Source organism: Neobacillus mesonae, from assembly GCF_023715155.1.
GTDB classification, from domain to species: domain Bacteria; phylum Bacillota; class Bacilli; order Bacillales; family Cytobacillaceae; genus Neobacillus; species Neobacillus mesonae_A.
Window position 1 is genome coordinate 65403 of record NZ_JAMBNQ010000021.1, and the last position, 19259, is coordinate 84661.

Consider the following 19259-nt stretch of genomic DNA (forward strand, 5'->3'; position numbering starts at 1 on the left):
AAAAAATAGCATATACGGTCCATGGAGGGGAGCTGGATTGCCCGTGAAGGAGACAAAATAGCATATACGGTCCATGGAGGGGAGCTGGATTGCCCGTAAAGGAGGAAATTTAGCTTTTGCGGTCCATGGAGGGGAGCTGGATTACCCGTGAAGGAGAAAAATTAGAATATGCGGTCCATGAAGCAGGGCTGGATTACCCGTGAAGGAGATAAAATAGCATGTACGGTCTATGGAGGAGAACTGTGGATTACCCGTAAAGGAAGAATAATGACATGTGAAGTCAATGGAGATTTACCTAAAAAGGGAAAATCAGCTTCATCATCTGGTCAATGGAAGTAAGGTACTAAAGCCTAAGATTCAATATGTAAAATAGGTGCCAGTGTAATCGAGCGCAATTTTTATAAAAAAATGAGCCCGGGATACTCCCAGACTCAACTAAACTTAAGCATGAGCTTGCTCATACTCTTTAATTTTATCCTCATACTTTAAAGTTACGCCAATTTCATCCCAGCCGTTTAACAGCATTTCTTTTGGATATGGGGCGATATCGAAATGAATGTCAAATCCCTCATTGTCAGATACGACTTGTTCTTCAAGATTAACAGTTAAGCTGTAGCCCTCAGTTGTTTCTGCCTTTTTCAAGATGGTCTGTACTTGCTCTTCAGTTGCTTGAATTGCAAGGATCCCATTTTTCACACAGTTATTTTTAAAAATGTCTGCGTAGCTAGGGGCAATGATGATTTTGAAGCCGAAATCCTGAATCGCCCATGGTGCATGCTCACGGGAGGAGCCGCAGCCAAAGTTTTCACCAGCCACTAAAATCGAAGCACCATTGTATTCAGGTGCATTCAATGGGAAATCTGGTCTAGGATTGCCATCGTCATCAAAACGCCAGTTATAGAAAAGGAATTGGCCAAATCCGCTGCGTTCAATGCGCTTTAAAAATTGCTTCGGAATAATTTGGTCTGTATCAACATTTGACCGGTCTAAAGGACAGACAAGGCCTTGGTGAATACGTAGCGGTTCCATGGTTACATTACCTCCTGTGCAGTAAACTTACGGACATCAACGAAATGACCAGCAATTGCTGCTGCTGCAGCCATTTCTGGGCTGACTAGGTGGGTGCGGGCGCCTTTACCTTGACGGCCTTCAAAGTTCCGGTTAGAAGTAGAAGCACATCGTTCACCAGATGGAATGATGTCATCGTTCATTCCCAGGCACATGCTGCATCCAGATTCCCGCCATTCAAAACCTGCATCTTTAAAGACTTGATCTAAGCCTTCTTTTTCTGCAGCCAATTTAACACTGAATGAACCCGGCACAACAATGGCTTTAACAGAAGGAGCAACTTGTTTTCCGCGAATCACTTCGGCTGCCTTCTGCAGGTCGCTAAGACGTGAGTTTGTACAAGAACCAATGAATACATTATCAATTTTGACACTGGTAATTGGCTGTCCAGCTTCAAGTCCCATATATTCAAGGGCACGCTTGATTTCATCCTTTTCACTGGATTTTTCTGTATTTTCTGGGCTTGGAACGTTTGCTGTAACTGGGATACACATACCAGGGTTTGTTCCCCAAGTTACCTGAGGTTCCACCTCAGAGGCATCGATTTCTAAAACCATATCATAAGCAGCACCATCGTCAGAAGCCAGGGCCTTCCAACGAGCAGCAGATTCTTCAAAGGCTTCGCCCTGTGGAACATATTTGCGTCCGCGTAAATATTCAACTGTTGTTTCATCTGGTGAAATAAGTCCTGCTCTTGCACCGCCTTCAATTGACATATTGCAGACGGTCATGCGCTCTTCCATCGTCATTTCACGAATCGCTTCGCCAGTGTATTCAATAACATGGCCAGTACCAAATTTAACGCCAAATTTAGCTATAATCGCAAGGATTAAGTCTTTCGCCGTTACGCCAGTCCCAAGTTTGCCATTGACTTTTATGTTTAAAGTTTTAGGTTTTGCCTGCCAAAGTGTTTGAGTGGCAAGGACGTGTTCAACCTCGCTTGTACCAATGCCGAATGCAAGAGCCCCGAAAGCTCCATGGGTTGAGGTATGGCTGTCACCGCAGACAATCGTTTTACCAGGCTGTGTGAGACCAAGCTCCGGACCGATGACATGAACAATTCCATTATCAGGGTGGTTGATATCAGCAAGAGTTACACCAAATTCTTGGCAATTTTCCCCTAATGTGTCGATTTGTTTTTTAGAAATGGGATCATTGATAATATTTCGTTCACGGGTCGGAACATTATGATCCATTGTTGCGTAAGTAAGGTCTGGGCGGCGGACTTTGCGGCCGTTCAAACGAAGTCCCTCAAATGCTTGAGGAGAGGTTACCTCGTGAACTAGGTGTAAATCAATATAAAGCAGGTCTGGTTTTCCTTCTTCTTGATGCACAACATGCTGTTCCCAAATTTTTTGAATTATATTTTTTGGCTGCATAGTGTTCCTTCCTCACTTAATAGATTTTAATTAAAATGAAGGGTAAACCGCGGGGTTAATCGCGGTTTACCCGGCCAATTACATGATAAATAGATATTAATAGTAGCAGCTGGCTATGCATTTAGATGCAGATTGAGTTTTGATGTAATCAACTACCAGACGGGTCATTTCTTCTGTACCTGCTTTACGCCCATTTTCTACTTTAAGGTCAGCGGTATGGACACCGGAATCAAGAATAGCCTGAACAGCTTCTTCAATCAAAGATGCTTCAGTATTTAATTCAAATGAATAGCGGAGCATAAGTGCTGACGATAAAATCATCGCTAGAGGATTCGCAATACCTTTACCTGCAATATCAGGTGCGGATCCGTGTACTGGCTCGTAAAGTCCTACACCAGATTCATTTAAGCTGGCAGAAGGGAGCATACCGAGTGAACCTGTTAACACAGAAGCTTCATCACTTAAAATATCGCCAAACATGTTCTCTGTTACAATAACATCGAAATGGTTAGGATTGGTAATCAGCTTCATGGCAGCTGCATCAACTAAAACATGTTCAACCTCTACATCTGGATATTGGGATTTTTTCTCTTCTACAATTTCGCGCCAAAGCTTACTAGATTCAAGTACGTTTGCTTTGTCTACAGAAGCAAGTTTACCGCGTCGGCCTTGTGCGGCTTGGAACGCCTTATCTACAATTCTCTCAATCTCATGACGTGTATAGGCAAGAGTATCAACGACAGTCTGGCCATTATCCCGTCTTTCACTTGGAGTGCCAAAATAAAGGCCGCCAGTTAATTCACGTACAATAAGGAGGTCGCTCCCTGAAATAACTTCTTCCTTTAATGGGGAAGCATGCAGCAAGTTTTTGAATCCTTTAATCGGTCTTAAGTTGGCATATAAATCAAGTGCTTTACGGATTCCGAGCAAACCGCGCTCAGGGCGGAGATGGGAAGGATTTTGATCCCATTTTGGACCGCCAACGGCACCAAGTAATACGGCATCTGCCTGCTTACAGGCATCCACTGTTGAATCTGGCAGCGGGGTTCCGTACTGGTCAATGGCTGCTCCTCCGATTTCATGGGTCTCAAAGCTAAATGTATGATTAAACTCTTCCGCAATAGCGGACAAAACTTCCTTTGCGGAATTCATTACTTCTTTACCGATCCCATCACCGGGAAGTAAAACAATACGTTTTTTCATAAGAGCAACCTCCTTATAAATTTAAAAGAATACGGTGCCTGACACCAAGCATATGTCCTAATTCTAGTGCCCGCCACCCGCAGACATTTGTCCACGAGTGGTGCTGACACTAAGTGAACCGTTTTAATAAGTTTTCTAACCTTAAATCTGGTTTAGAATAGTGAATTACTTGCTTGCAACTGCTTCTTTCTTTTCACTTACCGGCTTTTGGATAAACGGCATTAATGCACGAAGTTCGCGGCCGACTTTTTCAATTAAATGATTGTTTTCAGCACGGTTGATTGCATTGAATTGTGGACGGTTTGCTTGGTTTTCAAGGATCCAGCCTTTTGCAAACACACCAGTTTGGATATCAGTTAATACTTCTTTCATGCGTGCTTTCGTTTCTGCATTAACAACACGAGGACCTGACATGAAATCGCCCCATTGAGCTGTATCAGAGATAGAGTAACGCATGTTTTCCAGGCCGCCTTCGTATAAAAGGTCAACAATTAATTTCAATTCATGTAAACATTCGAAGTAAGCAACTTCTGGCTGGTAGCCGGCTTCAACAAGTGTTTCAAAACCTGCTTTGATAAGGGCAGTAGTACCGCCGCAAAGAACAGCCTGCTCACCGAATAAATCAGTTTCAGTTTCTTCTTGGAATGTAGTTGCTAAAACACCTGCGCGGGCAGCACCGATTCCTTTTGCATATGCAAGTGCAAGATCTTTTGCTTGGCCTGTATAATCTTGATATACCGCATAAAGAGCAGGAACTCCAGCACCTTCAGTATAAGTACGGCGAACAAGATGTCCTGGGCCTTTTGGTGCAACCATGAATACGTCAACATCTGCAGGTGGAACAATTTGGTTAAAATGAATGTTGAAACCATGTGCAAAAACTAATGCATTTCCAGCTTCAAGATTATCTTTGATGCTTTCTTGATAAACCTTAGGCTGCATTTCGTCTGGAAGAAGGATCATAATCACATCTGCAGCTTTAGTTGCTTCAGCAACAGAAGTTACTTCTACACCATCTTCAACAGCTTTATCGAAAGATTTCCCTTTACGTAAACCAACAACTACATCAAATCCGCTTTCTTTTAAGTTTAAAGCGTGAGCATGACCTTGAGAGCCATAACCGATTACAGCGATTTTCTTTCCTTGTAGAACTTCCTCTTGAATATCTCCGTTATAAAGTACTTTTGCCATTTTGTTGTCATCCTTTCAAAAATAGTAGTTTATTTTATTCTGCTTTTACTGGCACTAAGGTCCCACTGTATTGTTGCTTATCCAGGCAGCCTAAGTGGGATCAACTGCCCGTAAAAGCTTGATTGGTGAATTAACACGAAGGGGAAAAATCACCCCTAAGTGAAGTTTTACTTTATTAATGAATATGTTGCTGACTCATTTACCTGTGGCTGATGGCCGCGTAAGAAGGCAGTCAGGCCGGTTCTGGCAATTTCTTTAATGCCAAATGGGCGAAGCAATTCAATTAAGGCATCAATTTTATCGGGTTTGCCTGTAACTTGAACGGTAATGCTTTCTTTACAGACATCCACAATGATTGCGCGAAACGGGTCAATCAGACCATTAATTTCACTGCGCAGCTGCGACCCAGATGCCACTTTGATCAGAGCTAGTTCCCGAGCAACAATAGCCTTATCGGTAATATCGGAAACCTTTAATACATCAATCTGTTTGTTTAACTGTTTCGTGACTTGTTCCAAGCGCTGATCGTCTTCCACTTCCACAACAAGAGTCATTTTTGAAACTCCTTCTGTTTCAGTAGGACCAACAGAAATGCTGGAGATGTTGAATTGCCGTCTTTGAAGCAGTCCTGTAACACGATTTAGAACACCGCTTCGATCTTGAACCGTTAGTGTGATGATGCGTTTCATTCAGGTTTCACCCCAATCATTTCATTGAGCCCTTTTCCAGGGGTAATCATTGGATAAACTTTTTCCTGCTGCAGAACCCGGCAGTCGATAAGAACTGGACCATCATGGGCAAATAATTCTGGTAGAGAAGCAATTAATTCTTCAGGATTATCAATCATCACACCGCGAATCCCGTAACTTTCTGCCAATTTTACGAAATCAGGCTGTGTATGAAGAATTGATTCAGAAGTACGGTTATCGTACATTAATTCCTGCCATTGACGAACCATGCCAAGAGCGCCATTGTTAACAATGATGATTTTGATTGGCAGCTTTCTTTCATAAATGACTGAAAGCTCTTGCAATGTCATTTGGAATCCACCGTCACCAACAATTGCAACTACTGTGCTTTCAGGTGCTGCAAGCTGAGCCCCAATAGCAGCAGGGAAGCCAAAACCCATCGTTCCCAATCCGCCGGAAGTAATCCAGCGATGCGGCTGATTAAAGGTATAGTACTGAGCTGCCCACATTTGATGCTGGCCGACGTCAGTAGCAACAATTGCATCGCCGTTTGTAACTTTATGAACCGCTTCAATCAGCCATTGAGGACACATTCCTTTTGGATCATGTTTATACCAAAGAGGGAATTCCTGCTTGAATGTCAGTACTTTTTCAACCCATTCTTCAGATTTAGGGGAACTTTCCGCCTGTATAAGCAGTTCAGTTAAAGCTACCTTGGCATCCGCTACAATTGGAATTTGGGTTGGTACGTTTTTTCCAATTTCAGCCGGATCGATATCAATGTGAGCTACTTTTGCATAAGGTGCAAAGTGCTTTAGACTTCCTGTGAGCCGGTCGTCAAACCGGGCTCCGAAATTGATTAATAAATCACTTTCATATAGCGCCATATTTGCTGCATAAGTTCCATGCATGCCAGCCATTCCTAGAGAAAGGGCATTGTCAGCAGGGAAGGAACCGAGACCCAGCAAAGTAGTGGCAACAGGAATATTATGTTTTACAGCGAAGGCCGTTAACTGTTCTGAAGCTTTCGCATGAAGTACGCCTGCACCTGCCAAAATAACAGGTTTGTGCGCTTTAGCTAATGAATCTGCTAATTTCTTGATTTGCATTGGATTTGGTTTAAATGTTGGTTGATAGCCAGGTATATCCATGTCTGTATCCTCTGGAGCATCAGTAAGAACTCCTGATGTAATATCCTTTGGAAGATCGACTAAGACCGGTCCCGGCCTTCCGGTAGAAGCAATATGAAAAGCTTCCTTTACGATTCTTGGTAAATCAGAAATTGATTGCACTTGGTAATTATGTTTTGTGATTGGAGTCGTGATGGCCATTACGTCAGCCTCCTGGAAGGCATCTGTTCCGATAACAGAACGTGCAACCTGCCCTGTGAATACCACGAGCGGCAAGGAATCCATCATCGCATCTGTAATTCCAGTGACCAGATTAGTAGCTCCGGGACCTGAAGTGGCAATGACAACACCAGGTTTACCTGTAATTCGTGCAAATCCTTCTGCCGCATGAATCATTCCTTGTTCATGACGGAAAAGAATGTGGCTGATTCTGTCTTTAGCCTTGTAAATAGCGTCATAGACTGGCAGAACGGCACCTCCCGGATAGCCAAAAATTGTTTCAACACCTTCTTTTACCAAAAGATCGATGAGAAGGTCTGCACCTGTTTTGGGTGCTGTACTGGTTTGGAATTCCAGTTTTGCTTCTACTTTCACGTCGTTCCCTCCTTATGGGTATTTAAAAATTGCATCATTCTAATTGGGTTTTTAAAACTAAAAAATTTTTATTCAAAGAAAAAAGACCTTTACTCTCCAAATAAACTGCAAATTCATACTAATAGCAGTTTAATCGGGGAGAAAAGGTCAATGTTTTCTCGGTACCACCCGGATTCACAGTATCCTTACGAATACTGCCTTATGAAGCGGCTTTTTAAAGAAACGCTTCGTTTTGGTAACAGGTGACTAAGATGCACCTGATTAAACCTACTAAGGAAAACCCGTTCGGTTTAACACTCTGGGATGAGACCAGAATAAGTTGTATTACTGGGTTTCCAGCATCCCCAGCTCTCTGTAAATACATGTTCTTATTCCTATGTTCCCGTCATCGATTTGACGAATATTAATTTTTAAAAGAAAGTTACCTTTTTAGCACCTAAGCTTCTTTAAAGAAGGGGAAGGGTACTAAGATTTCCCTGTGTGTTGCATTTTTATATTTTCATTACTCCGCCAGTATTGGCAGAAGTAACAAGTTTCGCATATTTTGCTAGATAACCAGATTTAATTTTTGGTTCTGGTTTTACCCAGTTGCTGCGTCTTTCCGCAAATTCATCCTCATCAATAAGAAGTTCAATGGAACGGTCTGTTAAGTCAATTGAAATTTTGTCTCCATTTTGTATAAAGGCAATTGGTCCTCCCTCAGCAGCTTCAGGTGAGATATGACCGATTGAGATTCCTCGGCTTGCACCGGAGAAACGCCCATCAGTAATAAGAGCAACTTCTTTGTCTAAACCACGGCCGGCGATGGCAGAAGTTGGAGCAAGCATTTCCGGCATTCCAGGTCCGCCTTTTGGTCCTTCATAGCGGATAACTACGACATGACCAGGCTTGACAGTACCGTTATTGATATTTTCTTGTGCTTCATCCTGGGAATCAAATACAATTGCTTCTCCCAAGAATGTTTTAATGGATGGATCCACTGCACCAACTTTGATAACAGCGCCGTCCGGAGCAATATTTCCGTAAAGAATGGACAGGCCTCCGACATGACTGTAAGGATTATCCTTTGTGCGAATCACTGTATCATTAAGGATTTTTGCATCCTTTACATTTTCCTGCAGTGTTTTTCCTGTAATGGTAATGCAATCTTTATTTAATGCACCTTCTACTTTACAAAGTTCATTTAGAATTGCACTTACTCCGCCTGCACGTTCCACATCATCCATTGAATAATTAGAGGCAGGCATTAATTTTGCTAAATAAGGGACTTTTTCAGCAATTTTATTAATATCACGCAAATCATATTCAATTCCGGCTTCATGTGCAATTGCCAGTGTATGAAGAACCGTATTAGTTGAACCGCCCATTGCCATATCCAGGGCAAAAGCATTGTCGAATGCTTCTTTTGTCATAATGTCACGTGGACGAATATCCTTTTTAATTAATTCAATTAAATGCTTTGCAGCCTGTTTGATCAAATCATGCCGCTGCTCAGAAGTAGCAACAATTGTTCCGTTGCCAGGAACAGTCATTCCTAATACTTCCATAAGGCAGTTCATTGAGTTTGCGGTAAACATTCCAGAACATGAACCACAGGTTGGACATGCATTTCTTTCGATATCATACAATTCCTGCTTCGTCATGGTTCCATTATGGTAGGCACCTACTCCTTCAAATACAGAAGTAAGGGAAAGCGGCTTGCCTGTTGCACTTACTCCAGCTTCCATTGGACCGCCTGAGACGAATACAGAGGGAACGTTGGTTCTCGCAGCAGCCATTAACATTCCTGGTGTGATTTTGTCACAGTTAGGTATGTAGAAGACACCGTCAAACCAGTGTGCATTAATGACAGTTTCTGCACTGTCACAAATAATTTCGCGGCTTGGTAATGAATATCTCATTCCAATGTGGCCCATGGCAATGCCATCATCAACGCCGATTGTATTAAATTCAAATGGGATTCCACCAGCTTCACGGATGGCCTCTTTAACAATTTCACCGAAATGATTAAGGTGTTTATGTCCCGGGATGATTTCGATAAATGAGTTACACACACCAATAAATGGTTTATCTAAATCACTTGTTTTGATTCCGGTTGCGTATAAAAGACTGCGATGGGGAGCCCGGTCAACCCCTTTTTTAATCATATCGCTGCGCATCAATAAGCGCCTCCTCTTACTTTTGCTACGGTTCGGTTTAATTAAGCCGGCCGTTTATTGTAGCCATTTTTATGAACCCTGGAAAAACTTGAACTTTTTCATTTAGTTTTAATAGTTTGATAATTTTTCAGGGGATAACGCTTTAAATGATTAAACATTTGACTTAAAAAGAAAAGCCTTGCCCATCTTTTTCAAGATCTCGATATGATGAAAAAGTAATGGTATAAGGTCTTTGTTTTCGACTATCATACAACCAAAAAGTGACTCGGTCAATACAAAAATCAGACAATTCAAATTAGTGAATCCATCTGACAGCGTTTACATTATTGCTATGATAAGGTTGTAACGCAAATAAAAAAATTTTGAATTTTTTTGTAGCAATTTTTGGATGGGAAATTACGGGGAAATTAATAGGGAAGAGGGAGAAAAAAGTTCCAGCTGGTCTTAATTACATAAAGTTTGTTTGAAAGAAGGAATAACTTTTTATGGCTATTTATTTTAATTTCGAAATAAATGCATAAATATCATGGAGGTTTTTATACCCCTTAGCTGATGCTTCTTGCAAATAGCGGCTCCAAATTTTTGCTGTCATAAGCGCGTCACCTAGTGCATGGTGCCGGTTTTTAATCTCAATTCCGCATATCTTGCATATTTCCTCCAGTTGGATAGCTTTCATTGCAGGAGCTGATGTCTTGATTAAAAATGAGGTATCTATAATTCGATGATCAAATCTCTTTCCAAGCAGGTCCTGTGATAATTTATCCATAAAAGCTTTTTCATGAAAGGAATGATGGGCTACAAGAATATCACTTTTTATAAATCTTAAAAATTGGAACAATACTTCTGCTGGTTCAGGTGCGTTTCGTAATTCTTGGTCAGTAATATTTGTCAGCCTGATAATATTCTCTTGAAGCGGTTGTCTAATATTTATTAAAGAATAAAAGGTTTCTGTCTCTTCCATCCGGCTGCCCGTCATTTTAATAGCGCCTATGGAAATGATTTGATCTCCCTTCTCTGGTTGAAACCCGGTTGTTTCTAAATCAAACACCACAACCTTTAATTTGCAAAGAGGGGTTTCTAAGTAATTATTTTTTCTGATCTCTTTTTGCAAGTTTTTCAAAAAAGCCATTTGTTCTAGATTAGAAGGGGGTTGCATACCTGCGAATAAATGGGGCGTTAATTTGCCAAAGTTTTGCCTGAAGAATTGTATCATCTCATGGATGCCCATTTAAATCTCCTTTTTCCAGCAGTTTTTTAACGGTACGTAAAAGTGTCGTACCATGTTTGAGTATATCTTTCACTTCTCCAATTTGTGCTTTAGTTAAATTTTTAATCGATAAATAATGCCCTGATTCATAGTTAGTATGGTCACAGTATGCAAGGCGGTAATGTAGTAATTTATTAAATTGAGTTTCATAGACTTTGATGGATGGGAACGCTGTATTACGTAACCCATTAAGCCGTAAAAGGGTAGGTGATTCTAACAGGCCTTCTTTAATAGCTAACAGGCGGACAGCATTGGCATAAGGTATAAAGGCGGTTTCCTTTAAATTTAGTGTGCCTGAATACGGGCCATGTGTTTCAAATAATAAATTTCCTATTAGATTTATCCCTTTTTTGTAATACAGTGAATTGTTTAAAACCAATGTCATCATCCGTTTTCTTTGTAATGTTAGAAAAATTTGTTTTTTTAATAGGTTGATGTAAGTTTGTTCTCCGAGAAGGTTTCTGGCATCAAGAAAAATGAGCAAATACCTAATAGTCTCCCAGGAGGATTGTTCTATCCAGCTGTTTATCTGCCCCTGCCATTCAGTGATTGATTTGCACCAAAGCGGATTAGAAGACATTACGCCGCCTTTACAATAGGAATAACCGGCTTGGGAAAGGCCTTCAGAAATTTCTTTCCCTAGCTGCAAAAAGTATACTTGCTCCTTCTTACAATTATTATAGAAAATAATTCCATGATCCTGGTCACTCCAAATAGACTGTTCCATACGTCCGGCACTTCCTGTAACAAAAAATGTAAATGGGCAGGGTGGAGGCCCGTTTACATTTTTGAGCTTTTCTAATGCCAGCTCAATTACTTGTTTATAGATTTCATCGTGGACTAAGTTTAAATGGATGGGGTCAACGGATGCCCCAGTTATTCTTTGAAAATGAAAATTTTTAATTTCTAAATAACTGCTGTTGGACATTCCGCTCACCTCTTTTGTAATTGTCGATCAATAAAAATATTATGCATTAAGTTTATGTTCCGTTTTAACAAGCTCCGGATACCCGTAGCTTCCGTGCTCGCTTATATCAAGTCCAATAATCTCTTCTTCTTCGGTAACACGAAGTCCGTTCATGATTGCTTTCAAAATTGATAAGAGAAGGAAGGAGGTAATAAAAGCAAATGCGCCGCATACCAGTACCCCCATTGCCTGGATCCCAAGCTGATGGAAACCGCCGCCATAAAAGAGTCCTGGCTGACCGACAACGGCTAATTCTTTTGTAGCGAAGAATCCGGTGGATAAGGTGCCCCAAATCCCAGCGGCACCGTGTACAGAAAGTGCTGCAATAGGGTCATCAATTTTTAATTTTTCAAAAAAACGAATGCTGTAAAAGACAAGAATACCGGCAATAAACCCTATAACCACTGCTGCCCAGGTTTCAACAAATGCACATGAAGCTGTTATTGCTACCAATCCTGCCAGCGCACCATTTAACATCATCGATACATCTGCTTTCCCTGAAATCATCCAAGATATTATCATGGCTGCAACAGTCCCGGCAGCTGCCGCTAAGTTTGTATTTACGGCAACAAATCCGAAAAATCCTGCATCAACAGATAAGGTGCTTCCGGCATTAAAACCAAACCAGCCTACCCATAAAAGCAGTACACTTAAGGCTGTAAAAACTTGGTTGTGGCCAGCTAAGTTATTAGCGGAACCATCTTTGTTGTACTTTCCAATCCGCGGTTTCAGAATAATAGTTGCAGCTAGTGATGCCATTGCCCCGGTTAAGTGGACAACGGTAGATCCGGCGAAATCCTGTTTTCCATGTTCGGCGAGCCAGCCGCCGCCCCAGATCCAATGAGCAATCGGCGGATATACAATGATTGAGAATAGAACTGCAAACACTAGGTAAACACTTAGTTTAGCCCTTTCGGCAAATCCGCCGAATGCTATCGTTAACGAAATCCCTGCAAAAGCCAGTTGAAATAAAAAGAAAACTGCACCAGAGAGTGAAACACCTTTTATGTCATACCCGGAATAGAAGAAATCAGAGAAACCAATCAAGGAATTTCCCTTTCCAAAGATTAAGCCGTAACCTGCTGCCCAAAACAACACTGAGCCGATGGAAAAGGTGAGGATGGTTTTACCGGCTATGTGGCCTGCGTTTTTCATTCTAGTTGAACCCGTTTCTAGAAGAATAAATCCTCCAATCATTAAAATAACTAGGACGGCACCTAACATTACCCACATGCTATTCATTAAAAACATCATATCCATTATTTTTTCCTCCTTTTTTTATCTGTTTGGTTTTATGATGTTTATTTTCCTATTTAGTTATATTAAATTCCATAACTATGTAAGGAAATCTAACATGTTATTTTTAAGAAAAAAGTATAGGAGGTAAAAAATTTGTTCAGCCAATCTTTCGTTACAAAAAAATAACCCGGCTTTCTTTAAGAAAACGGGCCTTTTCGTAAACCAAACTGAACATTCAATTGTCCTTGAATCATTCTTCTTTTTGCTTCCTCTGGGGTCAGTTTCTTCTTTGAACGTGTCATTTCTTTTCTAATCTCATGTGTCTGTACTCCGTCTTCAATTTTTTCTGCAATCTCCATTAGCAATTCAACATCCGAAAAGGAATATTTTCGACTTCCTCCTGGTGTTCGGTCGGGGAAAATCAGCTTTCGTTCTTCGTAATAACGGATTTGTCTTTCAGATAAGCCGGTCAGCTCGCTTACGATACCAATAGTGATTACCTTTTTATCCTTATAAGATGTTTCGTTTGCCATTTGATGCTTCACCACCCACTTCTTTACAATATATGTTATATAATCTCACATTGTATTAAAGATGAGAACGAATTGTTTGAATTTTTTACAAAAAAGAGAACCAGGATATCAAAATCATCTTCATATAAGTCAACACGTCTCTTGTCAGCAGCCAGCCTGTTTTTAAACCGATAATGGACTATGTTAAGGAGAGGATGCTGCTACAAGAAAACCGGCGGTATGCTATAGAAACCTAATAATCCGGGTTGAAAACCATACAGGTATTTCTTAACCAAGATTTATAAATATTCATTATTTTGGTAAACCAACATATGTGATAGCGATGCAAATAGAGGATAGGTAAATAGGCTTGTTTTAATCAATGGGCACATACAAATGGAGAATGATATTTTAGTTTTCTTTGAAGAATAACCCAACAAATTAGTAGATTAGAAACCAAGAAAATAATTGAATATATCAAGGTAAAAAGCTATAATTATATTCGAAATATTATTAAAATTAAAATAAAATAGTTTTTCAAAAAAACTTAGGAGGCTAAAAATGAAGAAATCAAAACTAGTATTAACGGTATTAATTACTGCTTTTTTCCTGCTTCTTTCCGCGTGCGGTACTAGTAAGACAAGTGGGACCAGCGGGGAGGACAGCGGAAAAAGCGAGAAGAAGACGCTTAGAGTCGTCACCGATGCAGCGTATGCCCCGTTTGAATACCAAGATAAAGGGGAAGTAGTTGGATTCGATATTGATTTTATTAAAGCTGCAGCAAAGCAGGCGGGCTATGAGGTGAAAATTGAGCATGTCGGCTGGGATCCAGTGTTCGTAGAAATCAAAGGAAAAACAGCAGATCTTGCTGTCTCTTCCATTACCATTAACGATGAACGCAAACAGACATATGACTTTTCAGTTCCATATTTTATGTCTACAAATAAAATTATGGTTCCGCAAGGCAGTCCAATTAAAAATGCTCAAGATTTGAAGGATAAGGTGGTTGCAGTGCAAAACGGTACAACCGGACAGGAGGCAGCGGAAAAGCTATTAGGGGAAGAAAATAAAAATCTTAAAAAGTTCAAAGATAATAATCTAGCTATTATGGAGTTAAAAGGTCATGGTGCCGATGCAGTTGTAGCTGATAACACGGTTGTCGAGGAATATGTGAAAAATAATCCAAAAGATAATTTTGTCGTTATTGAAGATGCAGCTGCTTTTGAAAAAGAGTTTTATGGTGTGCTTTTCCCGAAAGGAAGCAAGCTGAAGGCTGAATTTGATAAATCCATTAAAGAAATTACTGAGAATGGGGAATATGCAAAGATTTATAAAAAGTGGTTTAAGGTTGAACCTGACTTAACAGAAATTAAGAAGCAGCAAAACAAATAAGATTGAATCATGCGTAACTTCAGAAATGGCAGTTACGCCATTTTTTTCTATGGAACGCGCTTTTGTTAGGGGGATCTATATAGATGGATATTCGTTGGGATTTACTTGCTGAATATGCACCATTTTTTGCTAAAGGCACTCTTTTGACCGTGGGGCTTTCTATTGCCGGTATTCTTATTGGCTGTATTCTGGGGCTATTCATAGGGCTGGGAAAAATGCTGGAAAATAAACTTTTGGCTTTTCCGTTTAAATGTTATATTACTTTTTTTCGAGGCACTCCCTTATTAGTGCAAATATTGTTGGTTCATTTTGGTCTTGTGCCGCTTTTGTTAGATAAAACGCATGCCATTACTGCGGCTATCATGGCCCTTTCCTTAAATTCTGCTGCCTATGTAGCGGAAATATTTCGTGCCGGCATTCAATCAATAGACAAGGGACAGATGGAAGCAGCCCGGTCTCTTGGTATGAATCATGTACAATCAATGAGATATGTCATTTTACCTCAGGCCTTTAAACGAATGATTCCGCCTTTAGGAAATGAATTCGTTGTCTTAATTAAGGATTCATCACTTGCCGCAATCATTGCTGTTCCTGAACTGATGTATTGGGGACAGGCAATGCAGGGACAATATTACCGTGCCTGGGAACCTTATATCACAGCAGCTCTCATTTATCTTGTATTAACTTTTTCATTAAGCTTGCTTCTATCCCAGCTTGAAAGAAGGCTGGCTACAGAATGATTATGTAAAAAACTATAAATAGTCATTTTAGAGTGGAGTAAGGTATTTTTAAGCTGGTTGTTATAAAATAATGGGGAGGCTGCTGCGGACGCGGCAGCCCATTATTTTTTAATATGGAATGGTTAGTCTTTGAAACTTAATACTTATTTGTACGAAAACTTTGCTAAAATGTAAAATTTAGGACATAAAATGGCAGTTAGCAACGAATAATGTAGAGAATAATTATGTCTCTTTTCCATATGAATGATATAGAGTTTGCAATTGGAGGGGAAAGAAATGACGTTAGAGCAGCAATTAATCCAAAAAACATATTATAAAATGTTCATCGATGAACAAGAAAATATACATCCAATTCGTGTACTGGGTGAAGCGTTTCAAGAAGAAGCGGTAAAGGATGTACCTGACCTGTCCAATATCCGTTTTGCTCAGGGCGAAGTGTATTTTCATAACAAAGATTATGAGACTGCTATTTTTAAATGGGAAAATATTGTGAATGAACTTGAACCATGGGCAAAAAAGAATACCGCAGATGCCTACTTTGAGTTAGGTATGGAATCGACTGCGGAGGACATCTATACTGCCATACAAACTGAAGAGTCAACCCTAAATGCGGAAGTGGCATTGAAACTATTCACACTGTATATCCAAACTGGAAGATTGGATGCAGCTGTTTCTATCATCAAAAAAATCATTGTACAGCAGCCGGATTATCCTAACCTGACAACGATTGCACGTGAATTTTTTGAGGAGCATGAAGATTGGGGAAATGCGGTTGAACTTGCAGTGAACGAGTCGAAACGGACCGAATCAATAGAATGGTTTGATATTCTTTTAGGATATGTTCAAAAAGGGGTTACAAAAACATTTGCTCCCAATTATTATTCCCAGGCATTAGCTATTTTGTTTTATCAGAATAAGGAAAAGTTTGAACAGCTTATTTCGACATTTTGGAACAGCAGCAAGCAGGAAGATTCCTATTTTACATGGGTAAATGAAATCAATCACCTGTTATTAAATCTTGATCTAAAACGCGGGGATCACTGGACAGTGCTGTCGAAACTGCATAAGGATGCTTATTTTGATTTAATCGACGGCAAGTATTTTATTAAACAGCTTAGTGAATATGTTCCAGATTTGTTGACTAATTGGCTCTGTTTGGCTGATGAGGACCATGTTGTGCTGGCCTCCGCGGCTGTCCTCTCATGGAATGAATTGTTCCCAGCAAGCCTTAGTGTAACTATTGTGGAAGAGGCCGAAAAAGTAATCAGTTCTACAGAAGTTGAATTGAACGAGCAAAAAGAGTGCATGTCATTATTCCATTCTATTTTGGAATGGGCGGAAAAACACGAAATGGGCGAAAATAATAGACTTAAGTGGATTGCGGAGCAGTTGACAGACGTCGATACCTATCATTTTCTTTTGACTGGACTTAGCGGCAGCGGAAAATCAACATTTATCAATAATCTGTTTGATGAAGATCTGCAGGACAGTCCGACATCTACTGTAGTGATGTTTAAGAATGCTGAGGAACAGGAAATAAACGAAATTACGGATGCTGAGACAACAAAACTAGAAGAGTTTGCCGACTTTCAGGAGCGGATGGACCGGATGCGGAATGCTCAGGAATCTATCATCGAATTTAAGCAGCCCAATGCATTTTTGAAGGAAAACGGGCTGGCAATTTTGGATACACCAGGACTAAAAGGCGGCCATCAAGACCGTTATGAGGTTTTGAAAAACTTCCATGTGGCCGATACGATTCTATTTGTGGTTGATGCCAATGCTCCTGTAAATGAAAAAGAAAAAGGAATTCTTTCGCAAATACAGGAATTGGCACCAGATATTCCTATTCATTTTATCCTAAGCAAAATGGACACAATCGCAAATGAACATGATGCGATTCGTATTTTTCAAGAAACCAAAACGGCCATTCATGATTATATCCCGGATGCCAATGTTTTTGCCTTTTCTACACAGTATGATCGCAGCCAACAATTGAATGAATTAAAAGAGTTTATCCAGTCAGTCAAACAAACAAGAAATATGAAGGATAAACGCTTGGCAAAGTGCCTTTACTATATACGGACGATGCTGTCCAGCTTTTTGCAAAAGAGGATTGACGTGGAAAATCAATTGATTGAAGCTGTGCGCTGGAATGAGGAAATGCATACAAAACTGAACGGTGCGGTAAATCAAATGCATGATACAGTTGCACATAAAACAGAGGCGCTGGCCAAATCGTATCGTACGATTAAGAAATCAATACAAGATGAAATTACAGCAACAGTTCCAAAACTGCTTCACGGCTGTTCTGAATTAATCAAAGAGGACAGCAATTTCAGCAGTATCCATTTAGAATTGAATGATGAGATGAACCGCAGGATGCAGGAGTTTTTAGATGATAAAATGATGCCGAAATATTTTCAGCTCCTTCAGAATTGGATTGAAACCTGTAAAGATGAATTCGGACAAAGTCAGGAATACTTAAATGAGCTTGCTGACGGTTTCAACAGCATGTTTGGAGAAGAACGCCTAGCACTTTCTTGTGATTTTAAAGTACTGGAAGACTGGCACCGTGATACGGAACGGATGACAAGCGGCTTCCATCTTGAAAAAGTAAATATCCTTCTGCGCCGGACACCTTCGCAATTTTTATTAAAGAGCGCCGGGAAACTATTTGGGGCCATAACGCAAAATAAAGCAATGCTCCACAATAAATACAAAACATTTGTGGAAAATGAAGATTACACGGAAATAGCTGAAATGGTCAGCCGGCAGTTTTTCCAGCCATTTGAGCTGTTTGAAAAATCGCTTGAGCGCGATGTCACTATGTTCTTTAAATCACCATTAGGCGTGTTGACTCAGGCGGTTGCAGAAGCAAGTGCAGAAATACAAAAGAATCAAACTATGCTTGATCAAATGAATACAAATCCGGAAATGTTCCGCGACCCGCTGACATTATTCGAAGTGCGCCTTCGCCAATTCGAATGGATGACAGTTGCCGGGAAAGGGATGCAGACGGTTTATTAGGAATTGAGGGGATGTCCGTTTTTAGGGCGTCCTTTTTTTGCTGGCTGGAACAAGGGGATTGAGACTGTTACCAGTAAGAAAAAGGTTTATAGAGCATACATTTTTTGAAAAGTTATGTTCCCCGCGCACTAAGGGAGGTCGATAGAGCGCGAATCGTAGGAAAAAGCGAATTTCCGCGCACTAAGGGAGGTCGATAGAGCGCGAATTACAGGAAAAGGCGAATTTCCGCGCACTAAGGAAGGTTGAAAGAGCGCGAATTTTAGGAAAAAGGAAATCTGCGCGCACTAAAAAAGGTGCAAAGAGCGCGAATATCATGAAAAAGGGAATCCCCGCGCACTAAGGAAGGTTGATAAAGCGCGAATTACAGGAAAAAGCGAATTTCCGCGCACTAAGGAAGGTTGAAAGAGCGCGAATTTTAGGAAAAAGGGAATCTGCGCGCACTAAAAAAGGTGCAAAGAGCGCGAATCGTAGGAAAAAGCGAATTTCCGCGCACTATAGAAGGTCTATAGAGCGCGAATATCATGAAAAAAGGAATTTGTGCGCACTAAGGAAGGTGCAAAGAGCGCGAATTTTAGGAAAAAGGGAATCCGCGCGCACTAAAGAAGGTGCAAAGAGCGCGAATATCATGAAAAAGGGGAATCCGCGCGCACTAAGGAAGGTTGAAAGAGCGCGAATCTTAGGAAAAAGGGAATCCGCGCG

The 19259-nt window shown here is 40.5% G+C and carries 16 protein-coding genes; 5 read left to right on the forward strand and 11 right to left on the reverse strand.

Going from position 1 to position 19259, the window contains the following annotated elements:
- Positions 1 to 168: 168 nt before the first annotated feature.
- Positions 169 to 339 (forward strand): hypothetical protein, encoded by a 171-nt coding sequence (locus M3183_RS16795; RefSeq protein WP_251471627.1) that lies wholly within the window; start codon positions 169 to 171, stop codon positions 337 to 339.
- Between the two features lie 102 nt (positions 340 to 441).
- Here the strand turns inward: M3183_RS16795 and leuD are convergent, their stop codons facing one another.
- From leuD to M3183_RS16850, 11 genes are all read right to left on the reverse strand, one after another.
- Positions 442 to 1029, reverse strand: a complete 588-nt coding sequence (leuD, locus tag M3183_RS16800; RefSeq protein WP_251471628.1) for a 3-isopropylmalate dehydratase small subunit — start codon at positions 1027 to 1029, stop codon at positions 442 to 444.
- 2 nt (positions 1030 to 1031) lie between these two features.
- A complete protein-coding gene (gene leuC / locus M3183_RS16805) occupies positions 1032 to 2447 on the reverse strand; it encodes a 3-isopropylmalate dehydratase large subunit (RefSeq protein ID WP_251471629.1) in 1416 nt (471 codons plus the stop codon).
- A gap of 96 nt (positions 2448 to 2543) precedes the next feature.
- Complete coding sequence (gene leuB / locus M3183_RS16810) at positions 2544 to 3650, reverse strand: 3-isopropylmalate dehydrogenase (RefSeq protein WP_251471630.1); 1107 nt, start codon at positions 3648 to 3650, stop codon at positions 2544 to 2546.
- Between the two features lie 165 nt (positions 3651 to 3815).
- On the reverse strand, positions 3816 to 4841 hold the full coding sequence (ilvC, locus tag M3183_RS16815; protein WP_251471632.1) for a ketol-acid reductoisomerase: 1026 nt from the start codon (positions 4839 to 4841) through the stop codon (positions 3816 to 3818).
- 167 nt (positions 4842 to 5008) lie between these two features.
- Entirely contained in the window at positions 5009 to 5530 is a 522-nt protein-coding gene (ilvN, locus tag M3183_RS16820; protein WP_251471636.1) for an acetolactate synthase small subunit, read from the reverse strand.
- The gene (gene ilvB / locus M3183_RS16825; RefSeq protein WP_251471638.1) at positions 5527 to 7254 is read right to left on the reverse strand and encodes a biosynthetic-type acetolactate synthase large subunit; all 1728 of its coding nucleotides are present in this window, start codon (positions 7252 to 7254) and stop codon (positions 5527 to 5529) included. Before ilvB ends, ilvN begins: the two co-directional genes overlap by 4 nt.
- Positions 7255 to 7745: 491 nt before the next feature.
- The gene (gene ilvD, locus M3183_RS16830; RefSeq protein ID WP_251471652.1) at positions 7746 to 9413 is read right to left on the reverse strand and encodes a dihydroxy-acid dehydratase; all 1668 of its coding nucleotides are present in this window, start codon (positions 9411 to 9413) and stop codon (positions 7746 to 7748) included.
- A gap of 493 nt (positions 9414 to 9906) precedes the next feature.
- On the reverse strand, positions 9907 to 10641 hold the full coding sequence (locus M3183_RS16835; protein ID WP_251471639.1) for an exonuclease domain-containing protein: 735 nt from the start codon (positions 10639 to 10641) through the stop codon (positions 9907 to 9909).
- Complete coding sequence (locus M3183_RS16840) at positions 10628 to 11608, reverse strand: DUF294 nucleotidyltransferase-like domain-containing protein (RefSeq protein ID WP_251471640.1); 981 nt, start codon at positions 11606 to 11608, stop codon at positions 10628 to 10630. The genes M3183_RS16835 and M3183_RS16840 overlap by 14 nt, the downstream gene beginning before the upstream one ends.
- A gap of 39 nt (positions 11609 to 11647) precedes the next feature.
- Positions 11648 to 12907 carry an ammonium transporter gene (locus M3183_RS16845; protein ID WP_251471641.1) on the reverse strand — a complete coding sequence of 420 codons (1260 nt, stop codon included), beginning with the start codon at positions 12905 to 12907 and terminating at the stop codon, positions 11648 to 11650.
- A 176-nt stretch (positions 12908 to 13083) separates the two neighbouring features.
- A complete protein-coding gene (locus tag M3183_RS16850; RefSeq protein ID WP_251471642.1) occupies positions 13084 to 13419 on the reverse strand; it encodes a MerR family transcriptional regulator in 336 nt (111 codons plus the stop codon).
- A gap of 540 nt (positions 13420 to 13959) precedes the next feature.
- Between M3183_RS16850 and M3183_RS16855 the strand changes: the two genes are divergently transcribed.
- The 4 genes from M3183_RS16855 to M3183_RS16870 form a co-directional block, all read left to right on the forward strand.
- A complete protein-coding gene (locus M3183_RS16855; protein ID WP_251471643.1) occupies positions 13960 to 14790 on the forward strand; it encodes a basic amino acid ABC transporter substrate-binding protein in 831 nt (276 codons plus the stop codon).
- Between the two features lie 83 nt (positions 14791 to 14873).
- Entirely contained in the window at positions 14874 to 15530 is a 657-nt protein-coding gene (locus tag M3183_RS16860; RefSeq protein WP_251471644.1) for an amino acid ABC transporter permease, read from the forward strand.
- 276 nt (positions 15531 to 15806) lie between these two features.
- Positions 15807 to 18560: a dynamin family protein gene (locus M3183_RS16865; RefSeq protein ID WP_251471645.1), complete on the forward strand. Its 2754-nt coding sequence runs from the start codon at positions 15807 to 15809 to the stop codon at positions 18558 to 18560.
- A gap of 346 nt (positions 18561 to 18906) precedes the next feature.
- Positions 18907 to 19259: hypothetical protein (locus M3183_RS16870; RefSeq protein ID WP_251471647.1), on the forward strand; the 353-nt coding region annotated here is incomplete at its 3' end.

Coding starts and splice junctions, on each gene's coding strand:
- M3183_RS16840 (WP_251471640.1), bottom strand. CDS start 11,608: ATGTCCAACAGCAGTTATTTAGAAATTAAAAATTTTCATTTTCAAAGA.
- M3183_RS16865 (WP_251471645.1), top strand. CDS start 15,807: ATGACGTTAGAGCAGCAATTAATCCAAAAAACATATTATAAAATGTTC.
- leuC (WP_251471629.1), bottom strand. CDS start 2,447: ATGCAGCCAAAAAATATAATTCAAAAAATTTGGGAACAGCATGTTGTG.
- M3183_RS16835 (WP_251471639.1), bottom strand. CDS start 10,641: ATGGGCATCCATGAGATGATACAATTCTTCAGGCAAAACTTTGGCAAA.
- ilvD (WP_251471652.1), bottom strand. CDS start 9,413: ATGCGCAGCGATATGATTAAAAAAGGGGTTGACCGGGCTCCCCATCGC.
- leuB (WP_251471630.1), bottom strand. CDS start 3,650: ATGAAAAAACGTATTGTTTTACTTCCCGGTGATGGGATCGGTAAAGAA.
- M3183_RS16855 (WP_251471643.1), top strand. CDS start 13,960: ATGAAGAAATCAAAACTAGTATTAACGGTATTAATTACTGCTTTTTTC.
- M3183_RS16845 (WP_251471641.1), bottom strand. CDS start 12,907: ATGGATATGATGTTTTTAATGAATAGCATGTGGGTAATGTTAGGTGCC.
- ilvN (WP_251471636.1), bottom strand. CDS start 5,530: ATGAAACGCATCATCACACTAACGGTTCAAGATCGAAGCGGTGTTCTA.
- M3183_RS16860 (WP_251471644.1), top strand. CDS start 14,874: ATGGATATTCGTTGGGATTTACTTGCTGAATATGCACCATTTTTTGCT.
- leuD (WP_251471628.1), bottom strand. CDS start 1,029: ATGGAACCGCTACGTATTCACCAAGGCCTTGTCTGTCCTTTAGACCGG.
- ilvC (WP_251471632.1), bottom strand. CDS start 4,841: ATGGCAAAAGTACTTTATAACGGAGATATTCAAGAGGAAGTTCTACAA.
- M3183_RS16850 (WP_251471642.1), bottom strand. CDS start 13,419: ATGGCAAACGAAACATCTTATAAGGATAAAAAGGTAATCACTATTGGT.
- M3183_RS16795 (WP_251471627.1), top strand. CDS start 169: ATGCGGTCCATGAAGCAGGGCTGGATTACCCGTGAAGGAGATAAAATA.